This is a genomic window from Aquitalea sp. ASV15, from assembly GCF_016429115.1.
Taxonomy (GTDB): Bacteria; Pseudomonadota; Gammaproteobacteria; order Burkholderiales; family Chromobacteriaceae; genus Aquitalea; species Aquitalea magnusonii.
Window position 1 is genome coordinate 20,045 of sequence record NZ_JAELTZ010000012.1, and the last position, 24,290, is coordinate 44,334.

Sequence of the window (24,290 nt, forward strand, 5' to 3'; positions counted from 1 at the left end):
GGTTCAAAACAATGTCATTATGCTGCCACATCAGCAGCCCTGCTGTTCACCATCCGACCTGTGCGACCTGGCTTGCGCATGGCACGCGGCATGACGGGACAAACAGAAACCGCCCACAGGGAAGTGGGCGGCCTCTTGTCATACCGCTGCCGCGGCGCTTCAGCCGGCCAAAGGCTGTAGCGCCCGCTTTTCGACAAAGCGCTGCACATAGTGATCGGCAGGTCGGGTGAGGATATCAGTTGGCGTGCCGACCTGCACCAGCTGACCGTCACGCAGGATGGCTATGCGGCTGCCAATGCGTAGCGCTTCGTCCAGATCATGGCTGATGAACACGATGGTCTTGTGCAGGCTGGACTGCAACTGCAGCAATTGTTCCTGCATCTCGCTGCGGATCAACGGGTCCAGCGCGCTAAACGCCTCGTCCATCAGGATGATCTCGGTATCCGCGACCAGCGCACGCGCCAGGCCAACCCGCTGCCGCATGCCACCGGACAGTTCATCCGGATACTTGGCCTCATAGCCGGCCAGCCCCACCTTGCCCAGCCAGTTGCCGGCCCGCGCCAGTGCCTCGCCGCGCGCCACCCCCTTGGTCAGCAGCGCATAGGCGGCGTTTTCCAGCACGGTCTGGTGCGGCAACAGGCCAAAGCCCTGGAACACCATGCTGATCTTGTTACGGCGCAAGTCCTGCAATTGTTTTTCGTCATAACGCAGGATGTCTTCGCCGTCGATCAGGATTTCACCGCTGCTAGGATCGATCAGGCGGTTCAGATGCCTGACCAGCGTGGATTTGCCCGAGCCGGACAGCCCCATGATGACAAAGATTTCCCCGGCCTCGATGCTGAGGCTGACATCGATCAAGCCGACATTGGCACCGGTCTTTTCCAGCACCTCGGCCTTGTCGCAATGCTGGCGCAACAAGGCCATCCCCCGCTCGCCCTGTGGCCCGAACACCTTGTATACATGGCGCACTTCTATCTTGCTCATGCTGTTGCTCCTGCCGTTTTTTTCAGCCGCAGCGCCTTTTTCAGCCGGCCGTCCTGCCCATAAGCCTGGCTGATGCGGTCGATGACGATGGCCAGGATGACAATGGCCAGGCCCGACTGCATGCCCTTGCCCATATCCATATTGTTGATGCCGGCCAGCACATCCTCACCCAGGCCGCGCGAACCGATCATCGAAGCGATCACCACCATGGCCAGTGCCATCATGATGGACTGGTTGACGCCGGCCATGATGCTGGGCCGGGCCAGCGGCAGTTGCACGCCAAACAGCAATTGCCAGCGGGTGGTGCCAAAAGAACGGGCAGCCTCCAGCAAGTCGCCATCCAACTGGCGTATGCCCAGATCGGTCAGCCGCACCAGTGGCGGCAAGGCATAGATGACCGTGGCGAAGATGGCCGGCACCTTGCCCAGGCCAAACAGCATCAGCACCGGAATCAGGTAGACAAAGGTGGGCAGGGTCTGCATGACATCCAGCACCGGCACCAGCAGCCAGCGCAGGCGCTGACTGCGCGACATCATGATGCCCAGCGGCACGCCGACCAGCATGGTCAGCACGGTGGCCACCACCATCAGTGCCAGGGTCTGCATCAGCTTGTCCCACAAGCCCAGGCAGCCTATCAGGTACAGACCGGCCACCATCAGCGCGGTCACCCCCTTGCGGCGGGTGCCGTGATAACACAGCACGGCCACCGTCAATAACACCAGTAGCGGCGGCAGGGCGAGCAAGGCCTGTTCCAGCGGCACCAGCAAGGTGGTGAGCAAAACGGCCGTCAACTGATGGAACAGGTCGCCGTATTCGCGCACCAGCCAGCTGACAAACTGGTTGATGCTGTCGGCAAACGAAAACTGCAGAAATATATCCGGCATGGAATCATCCTTTTCATGCGAATCCGAGACACCGGTCGCCGTACTGTGGACCGGTGTCGCCGCCTCACTTCACCGCCTGCTGCACCTTGACGGCGACATCGGCCGGCACCCAGGCCTTCCAGAGGGCGGGCTGCTGCTTGAGGAATTCACGCGCCGTCGTCTCAGGGCTCTGCTTTTGTTCGCTCATTCGGGCGATGGTGCGGTTAAGCAGTTCCGGGCTGAGTTTCACCTTGTTGATGAAGGCAACGATGACAGGCTCGGCTGCCATGAAGTTGCTGGCGATGCCCACCTGCAAGGTGGTCGCCGGCGTGGCGGAAGGGCAAGGTGCCTCGCCCTTGTTGGCCTGCAGTGTGGGCCAGCACCTGGCGTTGTAGGCTGGCTCCCGGAGCTGGATGAACCGGTAGCGCCCCATCAGCGTGGCCGGTGCCCAGTAGTAGAACAGCACCGGCTTGCCGCGCTCATAGGCCGAGGCAATCGCCGCATCCATGGCCGACCCCGTACCGGCGCGGAAATTGGTATAGCTGCTCTCCAGCTGGTAGGCCTTCAGCTTCTGGGTATTGATGCGCTCGCAATCCCAGCCGCTGGGACAGTTCAGAAAGCGTCCCTTGCCGGGTTCTTCTTCATCCTTGAACAAATCCTTGTAGCGCGGCAGATCCGCCACCGACTGCAAAGCCGGTGCCATGGGCTTGATGCCGCGTCGCGCATCACCCTTGATCACATAATCCGGTACGAAAAAGCCTTCATAAGCACCGCCTTGCAGCAGATCGCCAATCAGTTTGATCTTGCCGGATGCCAGACCCTTCTTGATGATGTCGGTGCGGTTCCATTGCTCGGTCCACAGCTGCAAATCGCCATTGACCAAGGCCGTTTCGGTGGCTGCGGTGCTGCCCGGTACGGTTTCAACCTGGCAGCCATAGCCGGTGCGAATGATTTCACTGATGAGGGCTGCGTAGAATTGCCCCGACTCCCAGGTGATGCCGGCCAGCCTGACTGGCTTGCCGGCGGCACACCAGCTGCCTGCCATGCTGGGGCTGCTGCTGGCCAGCAGCAGCATGGACAGGGTGCATCCGAGTAAATGTTTGCCTTGCATATTGTCTCTCCTGTTGTTCTCTTTGGCTTGAAGGTAGTACCGGGGCGTCAGGTACGGTTCATGAGCTTCCCCTTTCCCGAGAGTGGAGTTGCGGCTAGTGGCAATGGCATCACAGCCCGCCAAAGCACAGGTATTTGCTTTCCAGATACTCGTCCATGCCGTAGCGTGAGCCTTCGCGCCCCAGGCCGGACTGCTTGATGCCGCCAAAGGGGCCTACTTCATTGGAAATCAGGCCGGTGTTGATGCCCACCATGCCGCATTCCAGCTGCTCGGCCACCTGCCAGGCGCGCGCCAGGTCACGGCTGTAGAAATAGCCGGCCAGGCCGAATTCGCTGTCATTGGCGGCGCGGATCACCTCGTCGATGTCATCGAAGCAGAACAGCGGGGCCAGCGGACCAAAGGTTTCTTCACGGGCAAACAGCATTGCCGGGCTGGCATCGGCAATGACCGTGGGTTCAAAGAAGCTGCCGCCCAGGGCATGGCGCTGCCCACCGCACAGCAGCCTCCCCCCTTTGGCCAGGGCATCGGCAATGTGCTCTTCCACCTTGGCCACGGCCCTGGCGTCGATCAACGGCCCCTGTGTGCTGCCCGGCGCCATGCCATCGCCCACCTGCAAGGCCTGTACCGCAGCCACCAGCTTGGTGGCAAAGCGCTCATACACCGCGCGCTGCACATAGATGCGGTTGGCACAGACGCAGGTCTGACCGGCATTGCGGAACTTGGACACCATGGCGCCTTCCACGGCGGCATCCAGGTCGGCATCCTCAAACACGATGAACGGGGCGTTACCGCCCAGTTCCAGCGACAGTTTCTTGATGGTGGGGGCGGATTGCGCCATCAGCTGCCGCCCGACTTCGGTCGAGCCGGTAAAGCTGAGCTTGCGCACCAGCGGGCTGGCGGTCAGCACCTCGCCGATCAGGGTGGCCGAACCGGTCAGGACATTGAACAAGCCGGCGGGGAAGCCAGCCTGTTCGGCCAGCCAGCCCAGTGCCAGTGCGGTCAGCGGGGTCTGACTGGCCGGTTTCAATACCATGGCACAACCGGCAGCAAAGGCTGGGGCGGCCTTGCGGGTGATCATGGCGGCCGGGAAATTCCATGGCGTGATGGCCGCAGCCACACCGACAGGCTGCTTGAGCACCACGATGCGTTTGTCCGCCTGCGGGCTGGGCGCCACATCGCCATAGCCCCGTTTGGCCTCGTCGGCAAACCAGTCCACAAAGCTGGCGGCATAGGCGATTTCGCCGCGCGCTTCGCTGAGCGGCTTACCCTGCTCGCTGGTGAGAATGACCGCCAGGTCCTGCTGATTGGCCATGATCAACTCATACCAGCGCCGCAGCAGCACAGACCTGGCCTTGCCGGTCTGCAACTTCCACTGCGCCTGGGCTGCGGCAGCCGCGGTGATGGCGCGCCGGGTTTCTGCCTGGCCCATGGCGGGTACCCGGGCGATCAGCTCGCCATTGGCCGGCTTATGCACCGCCAGATGCTGGCCATCGTCGGCATCCAGCCACTGGCCGTTAATCAGCGCCTGCTGGCGCAGCAGTGCGGGATTGAGCAAGGGGAGCATGGTGTATTCCTCAGCGGGGCGTGCGCGGAATGCGCCGCGCATTGTGGTGGTCGTTGATCACATCGCACGGGGTGTAATGGCGGTCGATTTCAAAACACTCGGCATCGCTCAGCCGCAGGTCCAGCGCCGCAACCGCCAGCTCCAGCTGGGAGACGGCATCCGCGCCCACCAGCATGGAAGTCACCCCCGGCCGCTGCAGCACCCAGGCCTGGGCGACTTGCGCGGCGGCCACCCCACGCGCGGCGGCAACCCGCTCCACCGCCTTGCCAATCTGCCAGGACACTTCGTCGCCGTAGAATTCCTGGGTGAAATTGTCGGTCTGCTTGCGCAGCGAATCGGCGGCACCGGACAACAGGCCGCGTGCCAGCGGGCTGAACGGCGTCACCGCAATGCCCTGATCCTGGCAGTAGGGAATCATTTCCCGCTCTTCCTCGCGGTAGGCGGCATTCAGCTGGCACTGCATGGAGATGAAGCGGGTCCAGCCATTGCGTTCCGCCACATGCTGCATCTTGGCAAACTGCCAGGCGTACATGGTGGAGGCGCCGATATAGCGGGCCTTGCCGCTTTTGACGATGTCGTGCAGGGCGGCCATGGTTTCTTCGATGGGCGTGTCCGGGTCGAAGCCATGCACGATGTACAGGTCCAGATACTCCGTACCGATGCGCCGCAGCGAAGCATCAATGGCATCCAGCAGATGCTTGCGCGACAGGCCGCCATCATTGGGGCCCTTGCCCATGGCGTAAAAAGCCTTGCTGGCCAGCACCAGCTGTTCGCGTCGGGCATGTTGCAGCAGGGTGCGGCCGACCACCTCCTCGCCGACACCCAGCGAGTAGAAATCGGCCATATCGAAGAAATTGATGCCCAGCTCCAGCGCCCGCAGCAGGATGGGACGGCTCTCCGTCTCATCCAGCACCCAGGGCCGCCATTGCGAACTGCCAAAGGACATGGTGCCCATGCACAGGCGGGAAACTTTCAGACCGCTACGACCCAGATTGAGGTATTGCATGGCGGTCTCCTCAGGCTGCGCTGTCGAAAAAGGGATTGGCCGGCCGCGCGCTGGCTGCCGCCGCCTGTTGCAGCGTGGGCAGATTGGCCATGGCACGCTGGATGGCTTCGCGGGTGGCTTGCAGATTATTGGCGAACACCTGGCTGGCATTGTCTGCGCTCCAGTTCACCCATACCGCGGCCACCACCGCCCAGTCGTTTTCGGCCTCGGGTGGCAAGCTGCCATCCAGCAGGCAGTCCTGCACCCCCTTGGCCACGCCAGCCTGCGCCGGGCCCCAGGTCATGGTTTCGTGGGTTTCGCCGCGCAGATCGGCCTTGGCCACGAACAGGGTGGCCGGCTTGACCGGCACATTGGGTTGGAGGCAGGCCATGAAGGGGATGTAACCCAGCCGTGGCGCAGCCAGGCTATTGGCCAGAGACTGGCCTACCGGGCCGCTGCGCGGGCCGATCAAGACATTGATATGTGCTGCATTGGGTCCGCTGCCGACAAAGGATTCGCCGATATGCATGATGCTGACTCTCCAGGGGGAGTGAGAAAACAGGGTGAGTGACTGAGCAAACAGCTCACCACGCCAGGCCGTACCGCGCCCTTGCTCCAGGGGGCCGCCGGGTGCTGCTGCCGCCCCCTGCCCGTTTGCTGTTTGGCCGGTGTTGTGGTGAAGGATTGCTTCGGTTTGCAGCAGAGTAATCGCTCTAATTGACGCGCCACAATGCAGTCAATTTGAGTAAATGACTGCATACAATTCCGCGACAAGCACTGCTACCATGCCGACAGCGTCATCACGGCCCTGCCGGCCCCGCGAGGAAATCATGGATCTGGTATTGCGCATCAAAAGCTGGCTTCCCGACCTGGAAAGCTGCGCCCAGCCTCGCTATCAGGCTATCTGCGATGCCATCTGCGCAGTCATCGATGGCGGCCAGGTTGTCATTGGGGAAAAGCTGCCGCCCCACCGTACCCTCGCCAGCGCCCTGCACGTTACGCCAGGCACCATCAGCCGGGCCTACGCCAGGCTGGAAGAACAGGGGCGGGTCATGTCGCGCATTGGCGACGGTACCTATGTACTGGCACGACAGGTCGCCGGTGACGGACCGAACGACTTGACGCAGCAGGGGGATGAGGGGCTGATCGACCTGGGACAGAACGTGATTGTGGCGGTAGGACAAGACCTGGCACTGGCGCAAACCCTGCTGGATATCAGCCAGGATGCCGAGGCGCAGCGCCGGGTGCTGGACTACCAGCCGGAATGCGGCCATCACCGCCATCGGGCGGCGATTGCCGGCTGGCTGCGCCGCTTCGGCCTGGCAGGCGAGGCTGACCGGGTGGCCATCACCAATGGTGCGCAGCATGCGCTGGCCTGCCTGTTTCGCATTCTCACCATGCCGGGCGATACCGTGCTGTGCGAAGTGCTGAGCTATCCCGGCATCGTGGCATTGGCCCAGCAGATGCGCTTGCAACTGATAGGCGTGGAGGTGGATGAGGAAGGGCTGATTCCGGAGTCACTGGAGCAGATGTGCCGCGCCGTCAACTCGCGCGTGCTGTTTTGCGTGCCTACCTTGCACAATCCCACCACCGCCACCATGAGCGAAACGCGGCGGCGGCAGATTGTCGATATCGCCCGGCGCCAGCATTTGCAGATTATCGAGGATGCCACCCCTGCGGCCATTCTGCGCGACCCGCCCCCTGCCCTGGCCGCCTTGCTGCCGGAACAGGTGTTTTTTGTCTGCAGCCTGTCCAAATCGGTGTCGCCGGGGCTGCGGGTGGGCATGGTACAGGCGCCGCATGCCTGGTCAGGCAAGCTGGCCGCCATCATTCGCGCCAATTGCTGGATGGCGACGCCGTTATCGGTGGAAATTGCCTGTCGCTGGATGGAAAACGGTGTGCTGCACCAGTTACTGCAGGCACAGCGCCTGGATATTGCCTACCGGCGCAGCCTGGCCGAACCTCTGCTGCAGGGCCTGCCCATGCTCAGCCACCACGGCAGTCCGCACCTATGGCTGACGCTGCCGGCACCATGGCGCAGTACCGAGTTCGGCACCATGCTGCGGCGACGCAAGGTGATCATCAAGCTGGGCGATGCCTTTACCGTGGGCCGCACCGCGCCGCCGCATGCGGTCAGGCTGTGCCTGAGCGGCAGCGCCGATCCCTTGCAGATGGAACAGGGGCTGCGCATTATCGCCGCCACCCTGCGCGATGGGCCGGAAGGTTATTTCACCTCGGCCTGAGCCGCCGGCTCAGCCTATGCGCGCGGCCAGCTGCCTGGCCGCCTGGATCAGGGCGCTGGAATAACTGCGGCTGGCCGGCTCGCTCAGTTCATCACTGGCAACACAGATGCTGATGGCCGCTATCGGCTCATGGCTCAGATTGACCACCGGCGCGGCCAGGCAGCTGACACCGCTCTCGATTTCCCCGTGGGTCACGGCATAACCCAGGCGCTGGGCCCGCTCCAGCTGGCTGCGCAGCTCCTGCGGCGCGGTCAGGTACTCGCCATCCAGATAGGCTTGCAGATAGTCCGTGCTGCGCAGGCTGAGAATGGCCTTGCCGGCAGCCGCACGGTGCAAGGGCAGGGTCTGGCCGATATAGGAGTGGAAGCGGTGGCTCAACGCTGACTCCAGCTTGGCCACCACCACCACGGTATTGCCCACCGGCATGCTCAGCAGCACGGTTTTGTGTACTTCGTTCTTGAGGATTTCGGCAATCGGGTGGAAATAGGGAATGATGCTTTGCCGGCCATAGATGGTGGAGGCCATCTGGAAAATCTTCGCGCCGATGCAGTAGGACTTCTTGCGCCCCGGATCCATTACCACCAGCTGGGCCTGTAACAGGCTGCCCAGAATACGGTAACAGCTGGCAACGGGAATACCGGTCTGCGCACTGATCTCGGCCTGGGTCAGCGGGTAGGAGGCATTGACCAGCAACTGCAAAATGGCAATGGAGCTGTCGACAGCAGGTGCGGTTGGTCGCGCTGGCAAGATACTTGTCCTGTGACAAAGCCCTGTGCTGTCGGCTCAGGCAGCCAGCGCAGGGCCTGGTTGATAACAATGGTGGCGGCTGGGCGGCTCAGCGCCAGTCTTGCAAAATCATGGCCGCCGCCTTTTCCGCCACCATCATCACCGGCGCATTGGTATTGCCGGAGGTGATGTTGGGAAAGATGGAAGCATCCACCACCCGCAGCCCGGCCACCCCATGCACTTGCAGCCGGTGCGAGACCACCGCGCTGGCCGGATCGGGGCCCATGGCACAGCTGCCGCACAGATGATAGATGGAACCGGACTCCTCGCGGAAGAAGCGCAACATGCTGTCATCGTCCGCCACCCGGCTGGCTGGCGACACTTCTTCCACCGTGATGCGGCGCAAGGCCTCGGCCTGCATCAGGCGGCGGATGAAACGGCTGCCCTGCACCGCCTCGCGGCGGTCCTTGTCGGTGGACAGATAATTGGGACGGATGCTGGCCGCGACCCCGGGATCGCGGCTGCTGATGGCAACCGCGCCCCGGCTGCTGGGGCGGCAGGGGTTGAAGCACACCAGAAAGCCGGAATAGGGTTCGGGCTTGAGCGCCGCCTTGGCGTCCTTGGGAATGCTGTAGGACAGCGGATTGAAATACAGTTGCAGATTCGGCCGCTCCTCCTGTTCACTGCCGCGGAAAAAGCCCCCGGCCTGATTCACGCTCAAGGCCAGCGGCCCTTTGCGGGTAAAGGCATAGCGCAAGGCCGCCAGCCCCTGCCCCCACAGACTGCCCAGCTCATCATTCAGCGTCTTGCAATTGGCGCGGTAGTAAAAGGACACGCACAGATGGTCTTGCAGATTCTGCCCCACCGCCGGCAGGTGCTGGCGCAGGGGAATGCCCAGCCCTTGCAGCAAGGCGGCATCACCGATGCCGGACAATTGCAGCAGCTTGGGTGAATCCACCGCACCGGCAGCGACAATCACTTCCTTGCTGGCAAAAAACTGGCGTGCCACGCCGTTTTGCCGGACCGCAACGCCATTGGCACGGCCCGTCTCGTCAAACAGGATGGCTTCGGCCTGACAGTGGGTCTCGACTGTGAGATTAGGCCGGCTCATGGCCGGATGCAGATAGGCCGCGCCACTGGATGCGCGTTCGCCATGCTGGATATTTGCCTCGTAAATGCCCGCGCCTTCAAACCGGGCTGCATTGAAGTCGTCGTTAAGCGGCAAACCCAGCTGTTGGCAGGCTTCCAGATAATTCTGGCAGATGGGATGCGCCTGCTCGCGCATCGGGGTGATGCCGATCAGCCCCTTGCTGCCATGCCAGGGCGTATCGCCAGCCGGATGGTTTTCCAGCTGCTTGAAGTAAGGCAGCACATCGCGGTAGCCCCAGCCCGGATTGCCTGCGGCCTCCCAGTCATCGAAATCGGCCGGCTGCCCGCGCACATAGATCATGGCATTGATGGCACCGGAACCACCCAGCACCTTGCCGCGCGGTGCGTACAGCTTGCGCCCGGCCAGCTCGGCCTCCGGCTCGGTGTAATACATCCAGTTGGTTTGCGGGTTGTAATAGTTTTTGACATAGCCCACCGGCAGGCGGAACCAGAAGGAATCATCCTTGCCACCCGCTTCCAGCAACAACACGCGATGCTGGCCGGACTCGCTCAGCCGGCTGGCCAGGATGCATCCGGCAGAACCCGCGCCCACGATGATGGAATCGTATTGCTGGCTCATAGGCTTTTATCCGTATTCCAGCGGTTCTTCCAGGCAGCGGATGACTGCGTCCGCACATCAAACGGCTTGGGGTCCATCAGCAGGTGCAGGCGTTCGCCCTGATAAGGCGAGTGCGCCTTGACCACCTCCATGTTCAGCTCCACGCCAAGGCCAGGCTCGGTCGGCGGGATGATGAAGCCATCCTCCCAGCGGATAGGCTGCTTGAGCACCTGGGAATGGAAACCATCCCAGGTCATGATGCTTTCCTGGATCAGGAAATTGGGCGTGGCGGTCGCCAGTTGAATGCTGGCAGCGGCACCGACCGGCCCGTTATACAGATGCGGCGCAATCTGGGCGTAATAGCCTTCGGCCATGCCGGCAATTTTCTTGGCTTCCAGAATGCCGCCCACCCGTCCCAGATTCATCTGCAAGATGGAGGCCGCGCCCTTTTGCAGCAGTTCCAGGAATTCATACTTGGTGGTCAGCCGCTCACCGGTGGCAATCGGGATGCTGGTCTTGCTGGCCACTTGCGCCATGGCATCGGCCTGGCCGGGGGGGACTGGTTCCTCAAACCACAGCGGGTCGTATTGCTCCAGCCGTTTCGCCAGGCGGATGGCCGAGGCCGGCGTCATCTGACCATGGGTACCAAACAACAGATCGCACTTGCTGCCGACCGCCTCGCGGATCCTGCGGCAGAACAGCTCACACTGGTCCATCACCTCCAGCGACAGATGATGGCCGGAATACACGCTATAAGGCCCGGCCGGGTCGAACTTCAGCGCGGTAAAGCCTTGCTGCATGTATTGCGCGGCGCATTCCGCGGCCAGATCAGGGTCGTCATAGTCGTACTGACCATGGGCATTCCTGGGATAAAGATAGGTGTAGGAGCGCAGGCGCTCATTCACCTTGCCGCCGATCAGCTGGTAGACCGGCTGATTGGCCGCCTTGCCGATGATGTCCCAGCAGGCCATTTCCAGCCCGCTGGCAATGCCCATCATGCTCAGGTCCGGGCGCTGGGTGAAACCGCTGGAATAACACTCGCGGAAGAAGCGCTCCACCTGATGCGGATCATGGTTCAGCAGATAGCGCTCGAACACATCGCTGATGGCCGGCACCATCACCTTGGGATGGAAGGTGGCGGCATACACTTCGCCCACGCCCTCGATACCGCAATCGGTTTTCAGCGTGACAAAAATCCAGTACATACCGCCAACATGTGGCGGAGGAACCGCGACGACATGTGTTTCCATGGAGATGATCTTCATCACACAGACTCCCGTTGTTTATTCAGATGTTTGAAGTAAAACACTGCAACCGTGCCCAGCAAGCCGCAGCAGGCGATATAAGCAAAATAGAAACGGGTGCTATCGATGCCGGGATAATGTGCGGCAAAAGCCGCATTGATCATGGGCAGGAAAATATCCGGCAAATAACCGATCACCGAAATCAGGCCGATGGCCAGGCCGGTCACCGACAGCGGCACCCGGCAGGCATCCAGCAAGGACCAGTACAAGCCGCGGATGGCATAGGTCAGCACGCCGAGCAGCAGCACCAGTGCCAGCAGGAAATAAAGACCGGCACTGCCTGGAAAAAAGATCAGGCCAAACAGGCTGAGCGAGGAAAACAGCATGCTCAGCCCCAGCACACCTTCCTTGGAAAAACGGTCGCCGAGAAAACCGCCACCGATCCCGCCGATGGGACGCATCCACAATTTGGTGACGGTAATGAAGCCGGCAGCCACTGCGCTCATGCCATAGCCCTGCTGCAAATAGGCCGAAAAGGAATAGGTGGCCCAGAACAGCTGGTAACCGCAGAAGATGATCAAGGCCAGCAGCCAGACTTGCGGTATGGACAGCAACAGCCGCAAGTCGGCCAGCACCGTGTTCTGGCGTTCAGCCTTGCTGTCGCGCTCGGCCACGCCCTTGTCCAGGAATAGCAGAATCAGTACGGCAATGCCCAGGCAGGTAAAGGAATACAGATAAATCACCTGCCGCAGTGCCAGCCTGGAGTCTTCTCCCTGCTCGACATGAAAGGCAAAGATGGCCAGCGCAATGGAGGCCAGCACCGCTTCGACCAGGCCACGGCCACCATCCAGAATGCCAAAGAAACGCCCCTGCTCATTGGCCGCGGCCAGCATCTTCACCCCCTTGAGCAGGGCCGCCCAGAAGGTAAGCCCCGCCGCCAGCCCCCAGCCGACAAAGATGAACTCCAAAGACTGATACGGCGGGAAAGTGGCAAACCACAAGCCCAGACCGCCAACCACAGACAAGGAGAAGGCAATCAGCAAGCGCGGAGGAAAACGGTCGGCCAGCCAGCCACTGGGCAAATAGCTGAGGGCATACACCACGCCCAGCATGGAATAGAACACCCCCAGATCGCTGCTGCTGATGCGGAAGCTTTGCAGGATGGTGGTTTCGAAGTTTTGCCGCAGGTATAGCAAGGGATAGATGGCACCTGCGGCCAACAGCAGCAAGCCAAACTGGAAATAGCGCAGACGATTGCGGGCATGCAGCGGCGCTGCTGTCGCCAAAGAGTCAGCATGATTCATCTTGATGGTGTCTCCTGCTGCACCGCAGGACTTTTATCCGGCCTTATCGCTTGGCCATCCTGTCGTGTGCAGACTTGTTGTGATGCCGGGTGAATGACCGGGAGTAAGCTCAGTATTTCAGGACGACCAGCCGCGTCTGGGTGAACTCCAGCATGCCGTGCTTGCCGTCGTCGCCCCCCAGCCCGGAGCGTTTCCAGCCGGCGTGGTAGCCCTGGTAAGGATCCGCGGGGGTGCGGTTGACATAGAGCTCGCCGGCTTCGATGTGGTTGGCAAAACGCATGGCGGTCCGGTAGTTTTCGGTGTACAGCACCGAGGCCAGGCCAAACTGGTGGTCATTGGCCAATTGCAAGGCTTCGTCGGCACTGCGGTATTTCAGGACACACAGCACAGGGCCGAAAATTTCTTCCTGCACGATTTCCATGTCCTGACGACAGCCGGTGAGCAAGGTGGGCGGGTAAAAATAACCAGGGCCTTCCGGAATGAACCCACCGGTTTCCAGCGTGGCCCCGTCATCCACCGCACGCGCCACCATCTGGTGGATGTTCAGCCGTGCCGTGGCATTGACCAGCGGGCCCATATAGTTGGGATTATCGGCACGGTTGCCATACTGGCGGACAGCAAAACGCTGTTTGAGCAGGCGGACAAAATCTTCATACACCTCCTCCTGCACATACACGCGCTCGACCGAGGTACACAGCTGCCCGCAATGGCTGAGAGCCGAGCCGACGATGTCATTGGCCGCCTGCAGCAGCCTGGCATCCGGCTCGATGATGGCCGGCGTCTTGCCACCCAGTTCCAGCGATGACTTGGCGATATTCACCTGGGAATACTCCAGCACCTTGCGCCCGGCCCCCACGCTGCCGGTCAGGGTGATCATGCCCACCTTGGGATGCGTGCACACCGTTTCCGCCACCACATGGCTCATGGTCAGGATATTCACCACCCCGGCAGGCAGACCGGCATCCAGCACCGCCTGGGCAATTTCAAAGGCCGAGCACGGGGTGTTGTTGCTGGGACGCACCACCACGGTATTGCCGGTGATCAGTGCTGGCGCGATCTTGCGCAGCAAGGTGTAGACGGGAAAGTTGAAGGGAATGAGGCATGCCACCACCCCAATGGCTTCGCGCAGCAGCAGCAGGTTTTCCTGCGGGGTGTCGCTGGGAATGACCTCCCCTTCGATACGCCTGGCCCATTCGGCGTGAAAGCGGGTGATTTCAGCCGCATAGCCAGCTTCGGCCGTGGCATCGCTCAGGCTCTTGCCAGACTCGGCGGCCAGCGCAGCGCCGATCTGCGGCGAACGCGCCTGCAATGCCTCAGCCAGTTTGTGCAGGTACCGGCCACGCTCACAGGCCGGCAAGGCGGCCCAGGCTTTTTGCGCTGCCGCCGCGGCATCCACCGCATGTCGTGCTTCGGCAGGGGTGGCTGCCGACACCTTGGCTTGCGCCTGGCCGGTGGCAGGATCCAGCACAATGAAACCGGCATCGCTGTCCGGCGTGATAAAGCAGTTGTTGATGAAATTCTGGTAAGTGCGCATCAGGCCAAACCCCTCGATTAGAGTATTAGCCCTATCAAACCAGCCACCGACCGCGCGGTCAAAATAATTTCAGATATGAATAATTTATTTTACCAGTGAAATTTCCTGCCTATTTGAACAGGCAGATTGACTGGCGAGAGGCCGTAAACAGGCCCTCAACTCACTGGTCCCGTTGCCGCCAGGCGGCCAGCTCGCTCAGCTTCAGCCCGCGTGGAAAGGGGGGTGTTTGCCGTGGGCAATGCGTTGCGAACGGTAAATACCGCTATGGCCGGAAAAATAATAGCTGGCCACGCAAGCCAGTGCGGCGTAAATACCCACCTCGCTACCAAACAGCTCCATGGCCATGAAGGTGGAGGCCAGCGGCGTATTGGCCGCGCCGGCAAACACGGCGACAAAGCCCAGTCCGGCCAGCAGGGAAAACGGCAGCTGCAACAGCGGTGACAAGGCATTGCCCAGCGTGGCACCGATGAAAAACAGCGGGGTCACTTCGCCGCCCTTGAAACCACTGGCCAGCGACAGCACGGTCAGGCTCAGCTTGGCGGCAAAATCATAAGGCGGCAGCGGCTGCTGGAAGGCCTCGACGATCACCGGGATACCCAGGCCGACAAAACGATCCGCCCCTGTCGGCCAGACAATGGCCAGCAGCAACACACCGCCCAGCAAGGGTCGCAGCGGCGGGTACTTCAGCAGTTGCTTGATAACTGCGGCCAAGGCATGGGTGCTGTCGGCAAACAGCTTGCCGACCAGGCCAAACAGCGCCCCGGCCGCCAGCGTGGCCAGCAGCGTCCAGCCACTGATGGCCGGAATGAATTGAATGGCATAGTGGGTATGCTGCACGCCCCAGGCCAGGCCCACCTGGTCGGCCACGATGGCCGCCAGCAGGCAGGGAAACAGCGCGTCGTAGCGCATGCGGCCTATGGCCAGCACTTCCAGCGCAAACACCGCACCGGCCAGCGGCGTGCCGAATACCGAAGCGAAACCGGCAGCGATGCCACACATCAGCAGGATGCGCCGGTCGGCATTGCCCAGTCGCAGCACATGGGTGATCTGGTCGGCCAGCGCCCCGCCCATCTGCACGGCGGTGCCTTCGCGCCCGACCGAGGCGCCAAACAGATGCGACATCACCGTGCCCCACAGCACCAGCGGCACCATGCGCAGGGGAACGATACGGGTGGGGTCGTGGATTTCGTCGATCAGCAGGTTGTTGCCCGCTTCCACCCGGCTGCCATAGCGCAGATAGACCCAGCCAACCACAAAGCCGGCCAGCGGCAACAAGCACAGCAAATAGCGATGGCTGTCACGCATGGCGGTAGCCCACACCAGGCTGTGCAGGAAAAAGGCCGAGGCCGTGCCCGCCAGCAAGGCGACAACACAGGACAGCAGCAGTAATTTGGCCATGCGCGGCAGCATGGCAAGGGTTTCACAGCGGGAAATGGCAGACATGGCGTTCTTCTGAATAGCAAAACAGGGGCACCACCCGGTACTGACGCGCGCAAGCCTGCAGCATCCCCAATACCGGGAATCATGCAGGCATCATCAGCCCGGACGGGCGGTTTGCTGTCACCGCCGCGTCAGGTCGTGCGGCAGGACAAGCGGGAGGCATGCCATCTCCCACAAAGAACAGCCATGCTAGCGGCAAAGCCCGAGCGAGACAAGCAAAAAGCCGGATGGCTCCCCAGGAGCCATCCGGCTTGGCACAAGGCCCTGCATCCGCGCCTGCTCAGCCCAGGGTGTCGCCTTTCTCGTCGCGGGTCTTGTACAGCGAATACAGCACGCCGCTGACCAGCAGCCCCAGTGTCACCACCAGTGACACGCCGGTGGGAATGTGGAACTGCACCAGCTGGATGTCGTTGAGATACACCAGCCCCACTTTCACCCCGATGAACACCAGCACGATGGCCAGCGAATACTTGAGGTATTCGAAGCGGTGCACCATGGCCGACAGGGCAAAGTACAGCGCACGCAGGCCGAGGATGGCAAAGATGTTGGAGGTGTAGACCAGGAAAGGATCCTGGGTGATGGCGAAAATTGCCGGAATGCTGTCCACCGCAAACACCAGGTCGGCGCTTTCCACCAGGATCAGCGTCAGCAGCAGCGGCGTGGCCCACCAGCCACGGGACAGACCGTGCTGTTCACCACGCACCAGGAAATGATGGCCATGCAGGGTGGGCGTGAAGCGCAGGTGGCGGCGCAGCCACTGATAGAGCTTGTTGTCATCCAGCGAGGGATGGCCCTCCTCCTTGCCCAGCAGCATCTTGATGCCGGTCAGCAGCAGGAACAGCCCGAACAGTACCAGCACCCACTTGAACTCGGCCACCAGCACCGCGCCCAGGCCAATCATGATGGCACGCAGCACGATCACCCCCAGAATGCCCCAGAACAGCACCCGGTGCTGGTACAGCCGTGGCACCGCCATGCCGCTGAAGATCAGCGACATCACGAAGATGTTGTCCATCGACAGCGATTTTTCCACCAGATAGCCGGTAAGGTACTGCATGCCGGCATCGCCGCCGCGATACCACCACACCCAGCCGCCAAAGGCCAGGCCCATGGCGATGTAAAACGCCGACAGCTTGAGGCTTTCCTTGACGCCAATCTCGTGGTCGTCCTTGTTGAGCACGCCCAGGTCAAACAGCAGCAAGGCCGCCACGATGGCCATGAACATCAGCCACATCCAGAGCGGTGTGCCTGCAAACAACATATTCAACCATTCCATCATCTTGTTCTTTCACGATAACGCAGCCTGCACCGAAGCCGGCTGCGGGGTAAAACGGCGATGAGCAGGACCAGCCTGCTCATCGTCATGTACTCAGGCGATACGGCGGCTTAGCGCACAGCTTGCAGCGCGGCGATGCGCGACTCCAGCGAGGGGTGGCTGGACAGCAGCCCCATCAGGCCGGCGACACCGGCGATGCCGGAGGCCGCCATGTTCTGCGGCAGCTCGCCGGCATGCACGCCACCCAGGCGGTGCAGTGCGGCAATCATCGGCTGCGGGCTGCCCAGCAGCCTGGCCGCACCGGCATCGGCACGGTACTCACGCTGACGCGAGAAATACATCACGATGAAGGACGCCAGGATGCCGAACACGATTTCACACACGATCACGGTGATGAAGTAGCCAATGCCGGTGCCGCTGGACGACTCCTCGTCGTTGCGGCGCAACAGGTTATCCACCAGATAGCCCACCACGCGCGCCAGGAAGAACACGAAGGTGTTGACCACACCCTGGATCAGCGTCAGCGTCACCATGTCACCGTTCTGGATGTGGGCGATTTCATGCGCCAGTACCGCTTCGACTTCCTGCTCGGTCATCGAGGACAGCAGGCCGGTGGACACCGCCACCAGCGAACTGGACTTGCTGGCACCGGTGGCAAAGGCATTGGGCTCGCCTTCATACACGGCGACTTCCGGCATGGGCAGGCCGGCGCGGTCGGCCAGCTTGCGCACGGTAAACAGCAGCCAGCGTTCGGTTTCGTTACTCGGCTGCTCAATGACGCGGGCACCGGTACTCCACTTGGCCATGATCTTGGACATCCATAGCGAAATGAAGGCACCGCCGAAACCCATCAGTCCGGCAAAGGCCAGCAGGCTGCCCATGTTCAGGCCGCCAGCGGTGATAAAACGGTTGATGCCCAGCAACTGGGCGGCGATGCTCAGCACCAGCATCACCGCGATATTGGTGGCGATCAGCAAGATCACGCGTTTCATGATCAGTCCTCTCAGTAGTGGTGAATGACAGGTCGGCGCTGAGTGCCGGCCCGCATGAAGCAGATGCTGCATGATAGAGCTTTCCAGTCGACGAAAAAATCAAATAAACTAGTAATATTCATCAGATTTTTTCGAATAATTATGCTCAGCGATCTCAATTACAAGCATCTGCACTATTTCTGGGCGGTGGCCCGTGCCGGCAGTGTCACGGCGGCGGCACGGCAGCTGGGCATGACGGCACAGACCGTCAGCGGCCAGATCTCGCGGCTGGAACAACATATCGGCCGCGCCTTGTTTACCCAGCAGGGCCGTGGCCTGGTGCTGACCGAAGCCGGCCGCATGGCCCTGGGCTATGCCGACCGGATTTTCCAGCTGGGGGAAGAATTGCAGGAAATGCTGGCCGACGAGCAACTGGACCACACCCTGCGGCTGAGCAGCGGCATCAGCGATGTGCTGCCCAAGAGCATTGCCTACCGCCTGCTGCAACCCGCGCTGGCCTTGCCACAGCGCGTCAGGCTGCATTGCACCGAGGGGACGTTCGACCAGTTGCTGCACGAGCTGAGCAGCCACAGCCTGGACCTGGTGCTGGCCGACCGCCCGGCACCGGCAGCGGCACAGCAGACGCTGCAATCCTATTTGCTCGCCCGCTGCCCGGTGATGATTTTCGCCACGCCGGCACTGGCCGAGCGCTACCAGCCGGGATTTCCGCACAGCCTGCAGCGGGCACCGCTATTGCTGCCCAGCCGCGACAATGTGCTGCGCGGCCAGCTGGAACACTGGCTGGACGAACGTGGCATTCGCCCGGACATCGTCGGGGAATTCAAGGATGGCGCACTGCTGCATACCTTTGGCGAACAGGGTGCCGGCCTGTTCCCGGCGCCGGCCTTTGCCGCCAGCGATATCACCGGCAGCGGCAAGCTAAGCCTGCTCGGCCCGGTGACCGGTGTGGAAGAGCAGTATTACGCCATTGCCAACCGCCGCAAATTGCAGCATACGGCGGTACAGGCGATCATTCAGCTTGCCGTGTCGGAATAATCGCCACGCGGAAAAGTACGGTTCTGCTGTGCGATTTTTCCCTGAAAAACTGAACCAGCAGTATATCAGCATGGTCTGATTTGACTGCTTACGCCGCTCGCTGCCAAAAACGGCGGTGACTACTGTTGTTCTGCCGGCGAATTATCCATACTGCATGACAAGCCGGCTGCCCGCAGCCGGCATACACTGGCCTGACACTATCTGACTGAATGACCAATTTGCCCAATCCGACTCTCGATGCCATCTTTCAAAGCCTGAGCGCAGGCGAGTGCAGCGGTGCTGCCGCACTGGCCGATCTGGTGCGCAGCCTGCGCCCGTCCAGTGCCACCGATCATGAACAGGCGGTGATGAATCTGCGTGCGCTGGCCTGGCTGCTGGAGCACCATCCGGCATATCGCCAGGCACTGCGCACTGCCCTGCTGGAACTGCTGACCCAGACCCGGCAGATACCGCTGTATACCGAATCGGGCATTCTGGCCAATACCGGCTTTTTCTCCACGCTGTCCAAGCGGGTGGGTGAACGGCTGCTGCCCATGCCCATTCGCGAAGATTCGCTGCAGGACCGCTTCGGCCGCCTCTTCCGCTGGAAGCAGGACCATATCTGGCTGGCCGGCATCCCGGATGAAACCTGGCAGCAGCTATGGCAGGCCATGGCCTGGCAGGAAGAAGCCGACCGCGCCGGCTGGGTACAGACCCGCCTGCAAATGGTGGAGGCGGTACAGATCCTGTCGGCCCGCGTCACTGCCATCGGTCTGGAACCGGAGCTGGTGCGGGTGTATCCGGAAATCGAGCGCTTCGAATCGCCCTTCCTGCACCTGAACGCCGCCGTGCTCAGCTATGCCGACAGCTATCGCCGGGCGCTGGCCGATGACACGCCGCAGGCAGAAGACGACAAGCATGTGCTGGTGCTGCTGGATCAGTGCGAGGAAATACTGGGGAAAATCCGCAAGAATGCCTCGCGCAACGGCATCTCGGTCAACCTCACCTATCAGGCCCTGCGCCTGCTGCAAAGCCTGCACCGCCTGCGCGCCCTGCTGGCGCTGCTGGAGCCGGGCCACGATCCGGGACACAACCCGGCACTGTTTCATCTGATTCAGGATTTCGCCCGCGCCGAAAACCGCAAATACAGCGTCAGCGATGTATTCAAGTCCAATACCGAGCTGCTGGCACTGCAGGTAACCGAGCATGCCGGCCGCCACGGCGAACACTATATTGCCGAATCGCGCCGGGAATGGGCGGGCATGGCCAGGGCGGCCATGGGTGCGGGGCTGATCGTGGGGGTGATGGCGCTGATCAAGCTGCTGCTGGCCCAGGCTCACCTGCCACTGCTGTGGGAAGGGCTGTCCTATGGCCTTAACTACGCCATCGGCTTCATCATCGTGCAATTGCTGCATTTCACCATTGCCACCAAACAGCCGGCGATGACTGCCGCCCGCATTGCCGCCGCCCTGCACCAGCAGGAAAAAAGCGGCAGCAAGGTGCCGCTGGATGAGCTGGCCGAGCTGGTGGTCAAGGTGATGCGCACGCAGTTTGTCGCCATCCTGGGCAATGTGCTGCTGGCCATCCCCACCGCCGCCCTCATCGCCCTGGGCTGGCAGGCAGTGTTCGGCCAGCCAGTGGTTGGCACCGCCAAGGCGCAACACCTGCTGCACGACCTGGACCCGCTGGGCAGCCTGGCCCTGCTGCATGCCGCCATTGCCGGGGTCTATCTATTCCTGTCCGGGCTGATTGCCGGCTATTACGACAACAAGGCCATCTACCGGCGCATCCCGGAACGCCTGGCCGCCCATCCGCTGTTGAACAAGCTGCTGGGCAAGCATCGCGCCTGGAAGCTGGGGCATTATGTCGAACACAATCTGGGGGCACTGGCCGGCAACTTCTATTTCGGCCTGTTCCTCGGGCTGACCGGCACCATCGGCATCATTCTCGGCCTGCCACTGGACATCCGTCACATCACCTTCTCCGCCGCCAATCTGGCATTCGGTCTGGTGGCGCTGGACTTCCAGCTGCCCTTGGGGATGATTGCCCTGTACTGCGGCGGCGTGGCGCTGATCGGCTTCACCAATCTGGCGGTCAGCTTCAGCATGGCCTTGTGGGTGGCGCTGCGTTCGCGCAAGCTGAGCGGCCGCCAGGTGCTGCCGCTGCTGCCGCTGTTGCTCAAACGCTTTATCCGCCAGCCGCTGCAGTTCTTCATCCCGCCCGCTGCGCCGCGCCCGGCGACGGACGAGGCCGCCGGGGACAAGCCGGCCGGTTCCTGAGCAGCCCGCAAGCCAGCGCCAGACCCGCTTTCAGCCGGGCTTGCGCCAGCGCTGATTGCGTCGGCCCAGCAGCCGCTCCAGCAGGCTGAGCAGCAAGGACAGCCCGGCCGAGCTCAAGACCACCAGCGTGGCCATGGCCGCTGCCGCAGCGGTATCGCCGGCATCGTCCATGGTGATGATGGACACCGCGGCCAGGCTGTGTTCCGGCGTCATGATAAAGATCAGCGCCGACAGCGTAGTCATGGCCGACACAAACAGAAAGCGCGCCACATCCACCAGCGCCGGCAGGCAGACCGGCAGGCTCACCCGCCACCAAGTTACCCAGAACGGCACTTTCAGCGAAGCGGCCACCGCTTCGAACTCGCCATCCAGCTGCTTGAGTGCCGTGGCGGCGGTCAGGTGCGCCGTGGTATAGAAGTGGGCAATGCAGCACAACACCATCAGGCCCAGGCTGCCATACCAGCCATGCAGCGGATTGGCCGGGTGATTGAAAAAGAACACATAGCCCAGGCCCAGCACCAGCCCCGGCACCGCCATCGGCAACATGGCCAGAAAGCGCAGCAGGCCGCGCCCCAGCGCCATGCCCGGCAGTTTTTCGCAGACACAGGCCCCGACAAACACCAGCAGGCTGCCCAGCACTGCCGTGGCCGTGGCCAGCTGCAGGCTGTTGACATAGGCCGACCAGCCGCCGCCATCCACCGTGTCGAACTGATAATGGGCCAGGGTAAAGTCCAGATTGTACGGCCAGTACTTGATGAAGGACGCCGCCACCCCCACCCCCAGCAGCGCCAGCAGCAAGAGGCTGATGGCCAGCAACAGCAGCAGGGCGCAGGCATCGCGCAGCCATGATGGCGCCGGGGCAAACGGCTGCGCCCGCGCGGTCAGCGCCGCCTGCTGCCGCCTGGCCATGCGCCGCTCCACCAGACAGGACAGGATGGCCGGCAGCAACAGCAGCAAGCCCACTACCGCCCCGCGCGGAAAGTTCTGCTGGCCGATCACCTGCTTGAAGGCTTCCACCGCCAGTACATTGAAATCGCCCCCCACCACCTTGGGCACGCCGAAATCGGTCAGCACCAGGGTAAATACCACCAGCCCCGCCGAAACCAGCCCGTAACGCACTCCGGGCAGGGTGATGGTGAGGAACTGGCGCAGGGGCCCGGCCCCCAGCACCCGGCCAGCTTCGTATAGCCGGGCATCGGCAGCGGACAGCGCCGTCATGATGATCAGCAAGGCATGGGGAAAGGTATAGAACAACTCGCCCAGCACCACGCCCCAGAAGCCATAGATATTGCCGCCGTGCAGCCAGTCCTTGAGCAGGCCCTGGTTGCCGAACAGGTAAACCAGCGAAATGGCCGGCATCAGCGACGGCGCCAGCAGCGGCGACAAGCCGATCTGCCGCCACAGCCCCCTGCCCCACAGCCGGCTGCGCAGCAGGGCCCAGGCAAAGGCAAAGGCCAGTGGCAGCACCAGTGCGGTGACGGTCAGCCCCAGTTGCAGGCTGTTACTGCTGGCGCGCATCAGGCCCGGTGATTGCAGCACCTGGGCAAAATTGACGAGGCCGACAAAGCCGCCGTCGCCATCCTGTACCGCCTTGGCAAAGATAAACAGCAAGGGCAGGCCCAGCCCCAGCAGCAACACCGCCACCAGCGCCCACAACAGCAGGCTGGCAATGCGCGCCTCGCCTGCGATGCCGGTCTGCCCGCCACGCGGCAGCCAGCGTAATACCGCGCTCAGCATGGCAGGTCTCCGGCAAAGGCCAGCAGGCGGGCCGCCGGCAGTTCCACCGGCACGATCTCCCCCGGCACCAGCGGCTGGCGGTCCAGCATGCCGGGACAGACTTCGGCATACAGCACCTGGCCGGGCATGCCTTCCGGCAGCAGGCGGATGCGGGTCAGCGCACCGCCAAAACTGATATTGTCGACGCGGGCCAGCACGGTATTGGGCGCGTTTTCCCAGCGCGGCTTGATGATGACGTCCTCCGGCCGCAAAAACAGCTGCAAGGCCGGGGCTGGCGGCAGTGGCTGTTGCAGCCGCAGCGCATGGTTGCCCACGCGTACCTCATGCGCGCCGCAGGCCGTGGCCGGCAGCCAGTTGGCCTCGCCGACGAATTCCGCCACAAAGCGGCTGCAGGGCTGGCGGTAGATTTCCGCCGGCGTGCCGATCTGCTCGATCCGGCCGGCATTCATCACCACCACCCGGTCGGCAATGGCCAGCGCCTCTTCCTGATCATGCGTCACCATCAGCGTGGTCACCCCCAGGCGCTGCTGCAAGCCTTTCAGCTCCTCGCGCAGCTTGTCGCGCACCCGGGCGTCCAGCGCCGACAGCGGTTCATCCAGCAACAGCAGGCCAGGCGAGGTCGCCAGCGCGCGCGCCAGTGCCACGCGCTGCTGCTGGCCACCGGATAATTGCGCCGGGTATTTGTCCTCGGCACCGGGCAGGCCCACCATGTCCAGCAGCTCGCGTACCCGCAGGCGGTGGCGTTGCCGCTCATGCCGTGGCTTGAGCCCGTAGGCGATATTGTCCGCCACGCTCAGGTTGGGAAACAGCGCATAGCTCTGGAAGACGATGCCGTAATCACGCTGCGCCGGTGCGGCACGGGTGATATCGCGCGCTTGCAGCGCAATGCTGCCGGCATCCGGCAGATCAAGCCCGGCAATCAGGCGCAGCAAGGTGGTCTTGCCGCAGCCGGAAGGCCCCAGCAGGCAGACGAACTCGCCCTTGCGTATGGATAGCGATACCGCATCCAGCGCGGTAAAACTGCCAAAGCGGCGGGACAGCCCGCGCATGGTCAGGTGATCGCTCAAGCCGTGTTCGGCCGGTTTCATGAAACACTCCTTCTGCCACCGCCGGCAAGCGCTACCGGCATGCGTGGTATAAATCGACAGACAACAGGCTGACCAGCTGATTGGGCCAGGGCCGGCACGGCGCAATGGCCGGCCCGGCAAGTGGCGGCAGCGCCAAACAAACGACACCAACAGTCGGCGGACTGCTGGTGTCGCGGGTAATGGACAACTAGCCGTTCA

The 24,290-nt window shown here is 62.4% G+C and carries 19 protein-coding genes and 1 riboswitch; of the genes, 3 read left to right on the top strand and 16 right to left on the bottom strand.

All coding sequences use genetic code 11. From position 1 onward, the window contains the following. Positions 1 to 159 precede the first annotated feature (159 nt). The 6 genes from JHD64_RS07170 to fae form a co-directional block, all read right to left on the bottom strand. Positions 160 to 984: a glycine betaine/L-proline ABC transporter ATP-binding protein gene (locus JHD64_RS07170; RefSeq protein ID WP_199052772.1), complete on the bottom strand. Its 825-nt coding sequence runs from the start codon at positions 982 to 984 to the stop codon at positions 160 to 162. Next, the gene (locus JHD64_RS07175; protein ID WP_199052773.1) at positions 981 to 1,868 is read right to left on the bottom strand and encodes a proline/glycine betaine ABC transporter permease; all 888 of its coding nucleotides are present in this window, start codon (positions 1,866 to 1,868) and stop codon (positions 981 to 983) included. The genes JHD64_RS07170 and JHD64_RS07175 overlap by 4 nt, the downstream gene beginning before the upstream one ends. A 64-nt stretch (positions 1,869 to 1,932) precedes the next feature. Continuing rightward, complete coding sequence (locus tag JHD64_RS07180; RefSeq protein WP_199052774.1) at positions 1,933 to 2,958, bottom strand: ABC transporter substrate-binding protein; 1,026 nt, start codon at positions 2,956 to 2,958, stop codon at positions 1,933 to 1,935. A gap of 109 nt (positions 2,959 to 3,067) precedes the next feature. After that, positions 3,068 to 4,522, bottom strand: coding sequence for an NAD-dependent succinate-semialdehyde dehydrogenase (locus tag JHD64_RS07185; protein ID WP_199052775.1), 1,455 nt, complete (start codon positions 4,520 to 4,522; stop codon positions 3,068 to 3,070). A 10-nt stretch (positions 4,523 to 4,532) separates the two neighbouring features. Then, positions 4,533 to 5,528, bottom strand: coding sequence for an aldo/keto reductase (locus JHD64_RS07190; protein WP_199052776.1), 996 nt, complete (start codon positions 5,526 to 5,528; stop codon positions 4,533 to 4,535). Positions 5,529 to 5,538: 10 nt separating this feature from the next. Further along, positions 5,539 to 6,036, bottom strand: a complete 498-nt coding sequence (gene fae, locus JHD64_RS07195; protein WP_110312978.1) for a formaldehyde-activating enzyme — start codon at positions 6,034 to 6,036, stop codon at positions 5,539 to 5,541. Between the two features lie 301 nt (positions 6,037 to 6,337). Here fae and JHD64_RS07200 point away from each other — a divergent pair, with 301 nt between their 5' ends. Then, positions 6,338 to 7,750 (top strand): PLP-dependent aminotransferase family protein, encoded by a 1,413-nt coding sequence (locus tag JHD64_RS07200; RefSeq protein WP_199052777.1) that lies wholly within the window; start codon positions 6,338 to 6,340, stop codon positions 7,748 to 7,750. Between the two features lie 9 nt (positions 7,751 to 7,759). On the opposite strand, the gene JHD64_RS07205 is transcribed toward JHD64_RS07200, so the two are convergent. The 8 genes from JHD64_RS07205 to htpX all read right to left on the bottom strand — a co-directional run bounded on the left by JHD64_RS07205 (position 7,760) and on the right by htpX (position 17,974). Continuing rightward, the gene (locus JHD64_RS07205) at positions 7,760 to 8,497 is read right to left on the bottom strand and encodes an IclR family transcriptional regulator (RefSeq protein ID WP_199052778.1); all 738 of its coding nucleotides are present in this window, start codon (positions 8,495 to 8,497) and stop codon (positions 7,760 to 7,762) included. An 88-nt stretch (positions 8,498 to 8,585) separates the two neighbouring features. Continuing rightward, positions 8,586 to 10,205, bottom strand: a complete 1,620-nt coding sequence (locus JHD64_RS07210) for a GMC family oxidoreductase (RefSeq protein WP_199052779.1) — start codon at positions 10,203 to 10,205, stop codon at positions 8,586 to 8,588. Then, a complete protein-coding gene (locus JHD64_RS07215; protein WP_199052780.1) occupies positions 10,202 to 11,449 on the bottom strand; it encodes a mandelate racemase/muconate lactonizing enzyme family protein in 1,248 nt (415 codons plus the stop codon). Before JHD64_RS07215 ends, JHD64_RS07210 begins: the two co-directional genes overlap by 4 nt. After that, positions 11,449 to 12,732: a nitrate/nitrite transporter gene (locus JHD64_RS07220; protein ID WP_199052781.1), complete on the bottom strand. Its 1,284-nt coding sequence runs from the start codon at positions 12,730 to 12,732 to the stop codon at positions 11,449 to 11,451. The genes JHD64_RS07215 and JHD64_RS07220 overlap by 1 nt, the downstream gene beginning before the upstream one ends. A 109-nt stretch (positions 12,733 to 12,841) precedes the next feature. Continuing rightward, positions 12,842 to 14,266, bottom strand: a complete 1,425-nt coding sequence (gene aldA / locus JHD64_RS07225) for an aldehyde dehydrogenase (protein ID WP_199052782.1) — start codon at positions 14,264 to 14,266, stop codon at positions 12,842 to 12,844. A 201-nt stretch (positions 14,267 to 14,467) separates the two neighbouring features. Next, entirely contained in the window at positions 14,468 to 15,709 is a 1,242-nt protein-coding gene (locus JHD64_RS07230) for a voltage-gated chloride channel family protein (protein ID WP_233170383.1), read from the bottom strand. A 77-nt stretch (positions 15,710 to 15,786) separates the two neighbouring features. Then, positions 15,787 to 15,887: riboswitch (Fluoride riboswitch) on the bottom strand. A gap of 99 nt (positions 15,888 to 15,986) precedes the next feature. Next, the gene (locus JHD64_RS07235) at positions 15,987 to 16,967 is read right to left on the bottom strand and encodes a TerC family protein (RefSeq protein ID WP_233170384.1); all 981 of its coding nucleotides are present in this window, start codon (positions 16,965 to 16,967) and stop codon (positions 15,987 to 15,989) included. Between the two features lie 125 nt (positions 16,968 to 17,092). Further along, positions 17,093 to 17,974: a protease HtpX gene (htpX, locus tag JHD64_RS07240; protein WP_199052783.1), complete on the bottom strand. Its 882-nt coding sequence runs from the start codon at positions 17,972 to 17,974 to the stop codon at positions 17,093 to 17,095. Between the two features lie 141 nt (positions 17,975 to 18,115). Here htpX and nhaR point away from each other — a divergent pair, with 141 nt between their 5' ends. Both nhaR and JHD64_RS07250 read left to right on the top strand, forming a co-directional pair. Then, entirely contained in the window at positions 18,116 to 19,009 is an 894-nt protein-coding gene (gene nhaR / locus JHD64_RS07245; protein WP_199052784.1) for a transcriptional activator NhaR, read from the top strand. 209 nt (positions 19,010 to 19,218) lie between these two features. Beyond that, a complete protein-coding gene (locus JHD64_RS07250; RefSeq protein WP_110312981.1) occupies positions 19,219 to 21,267 on the top strand; it encodes a site-specific recombinase in 2,049 nt (682 codons plus the stop codon). A gap of 30 nt (positions 21,268 to 21,297) precedes the next feature. Here the strand turns inward: JHD64_RS07250 and JHD64_RS07255 are convergent, their stop codons facing one another. Together JHD64_RS07255 and JHD64_RS07260 are read right to left on the bottom strand one after the other, a co-directional pair. Then, complete coding sequence (locus JHD64_RS07255) at positions 21,298 to 23,004, bottom strand: putative 2-aminoethylphosphonate ABC transporter permease subunit (protein WP_199052785.1); 1,707 nt, start codon at positions 23,002 to 23,004, stop codon at positions 21,298 to 21,300. After that, complete coding sequence (locus tag JHD64_RS07260; RefSeq protein ID WP_059287394.1) at positions 22,998 to 24,092, bottom strand: putative 2-aminoethylphosphonate ABC transporter ATP-binding protein; 1,095 nt, start codon at positions 24,090 to 24,092, stop codon at positions 22,998 to 23,000. The genes JHD64_RS07255 and JHD64_RS07260 overlap by 7 nt, the downstream gene beginning before the upstream one ends. Between the last annotated feature and the right edge of the window lie 198 nt (positions 24,093 to 24,290).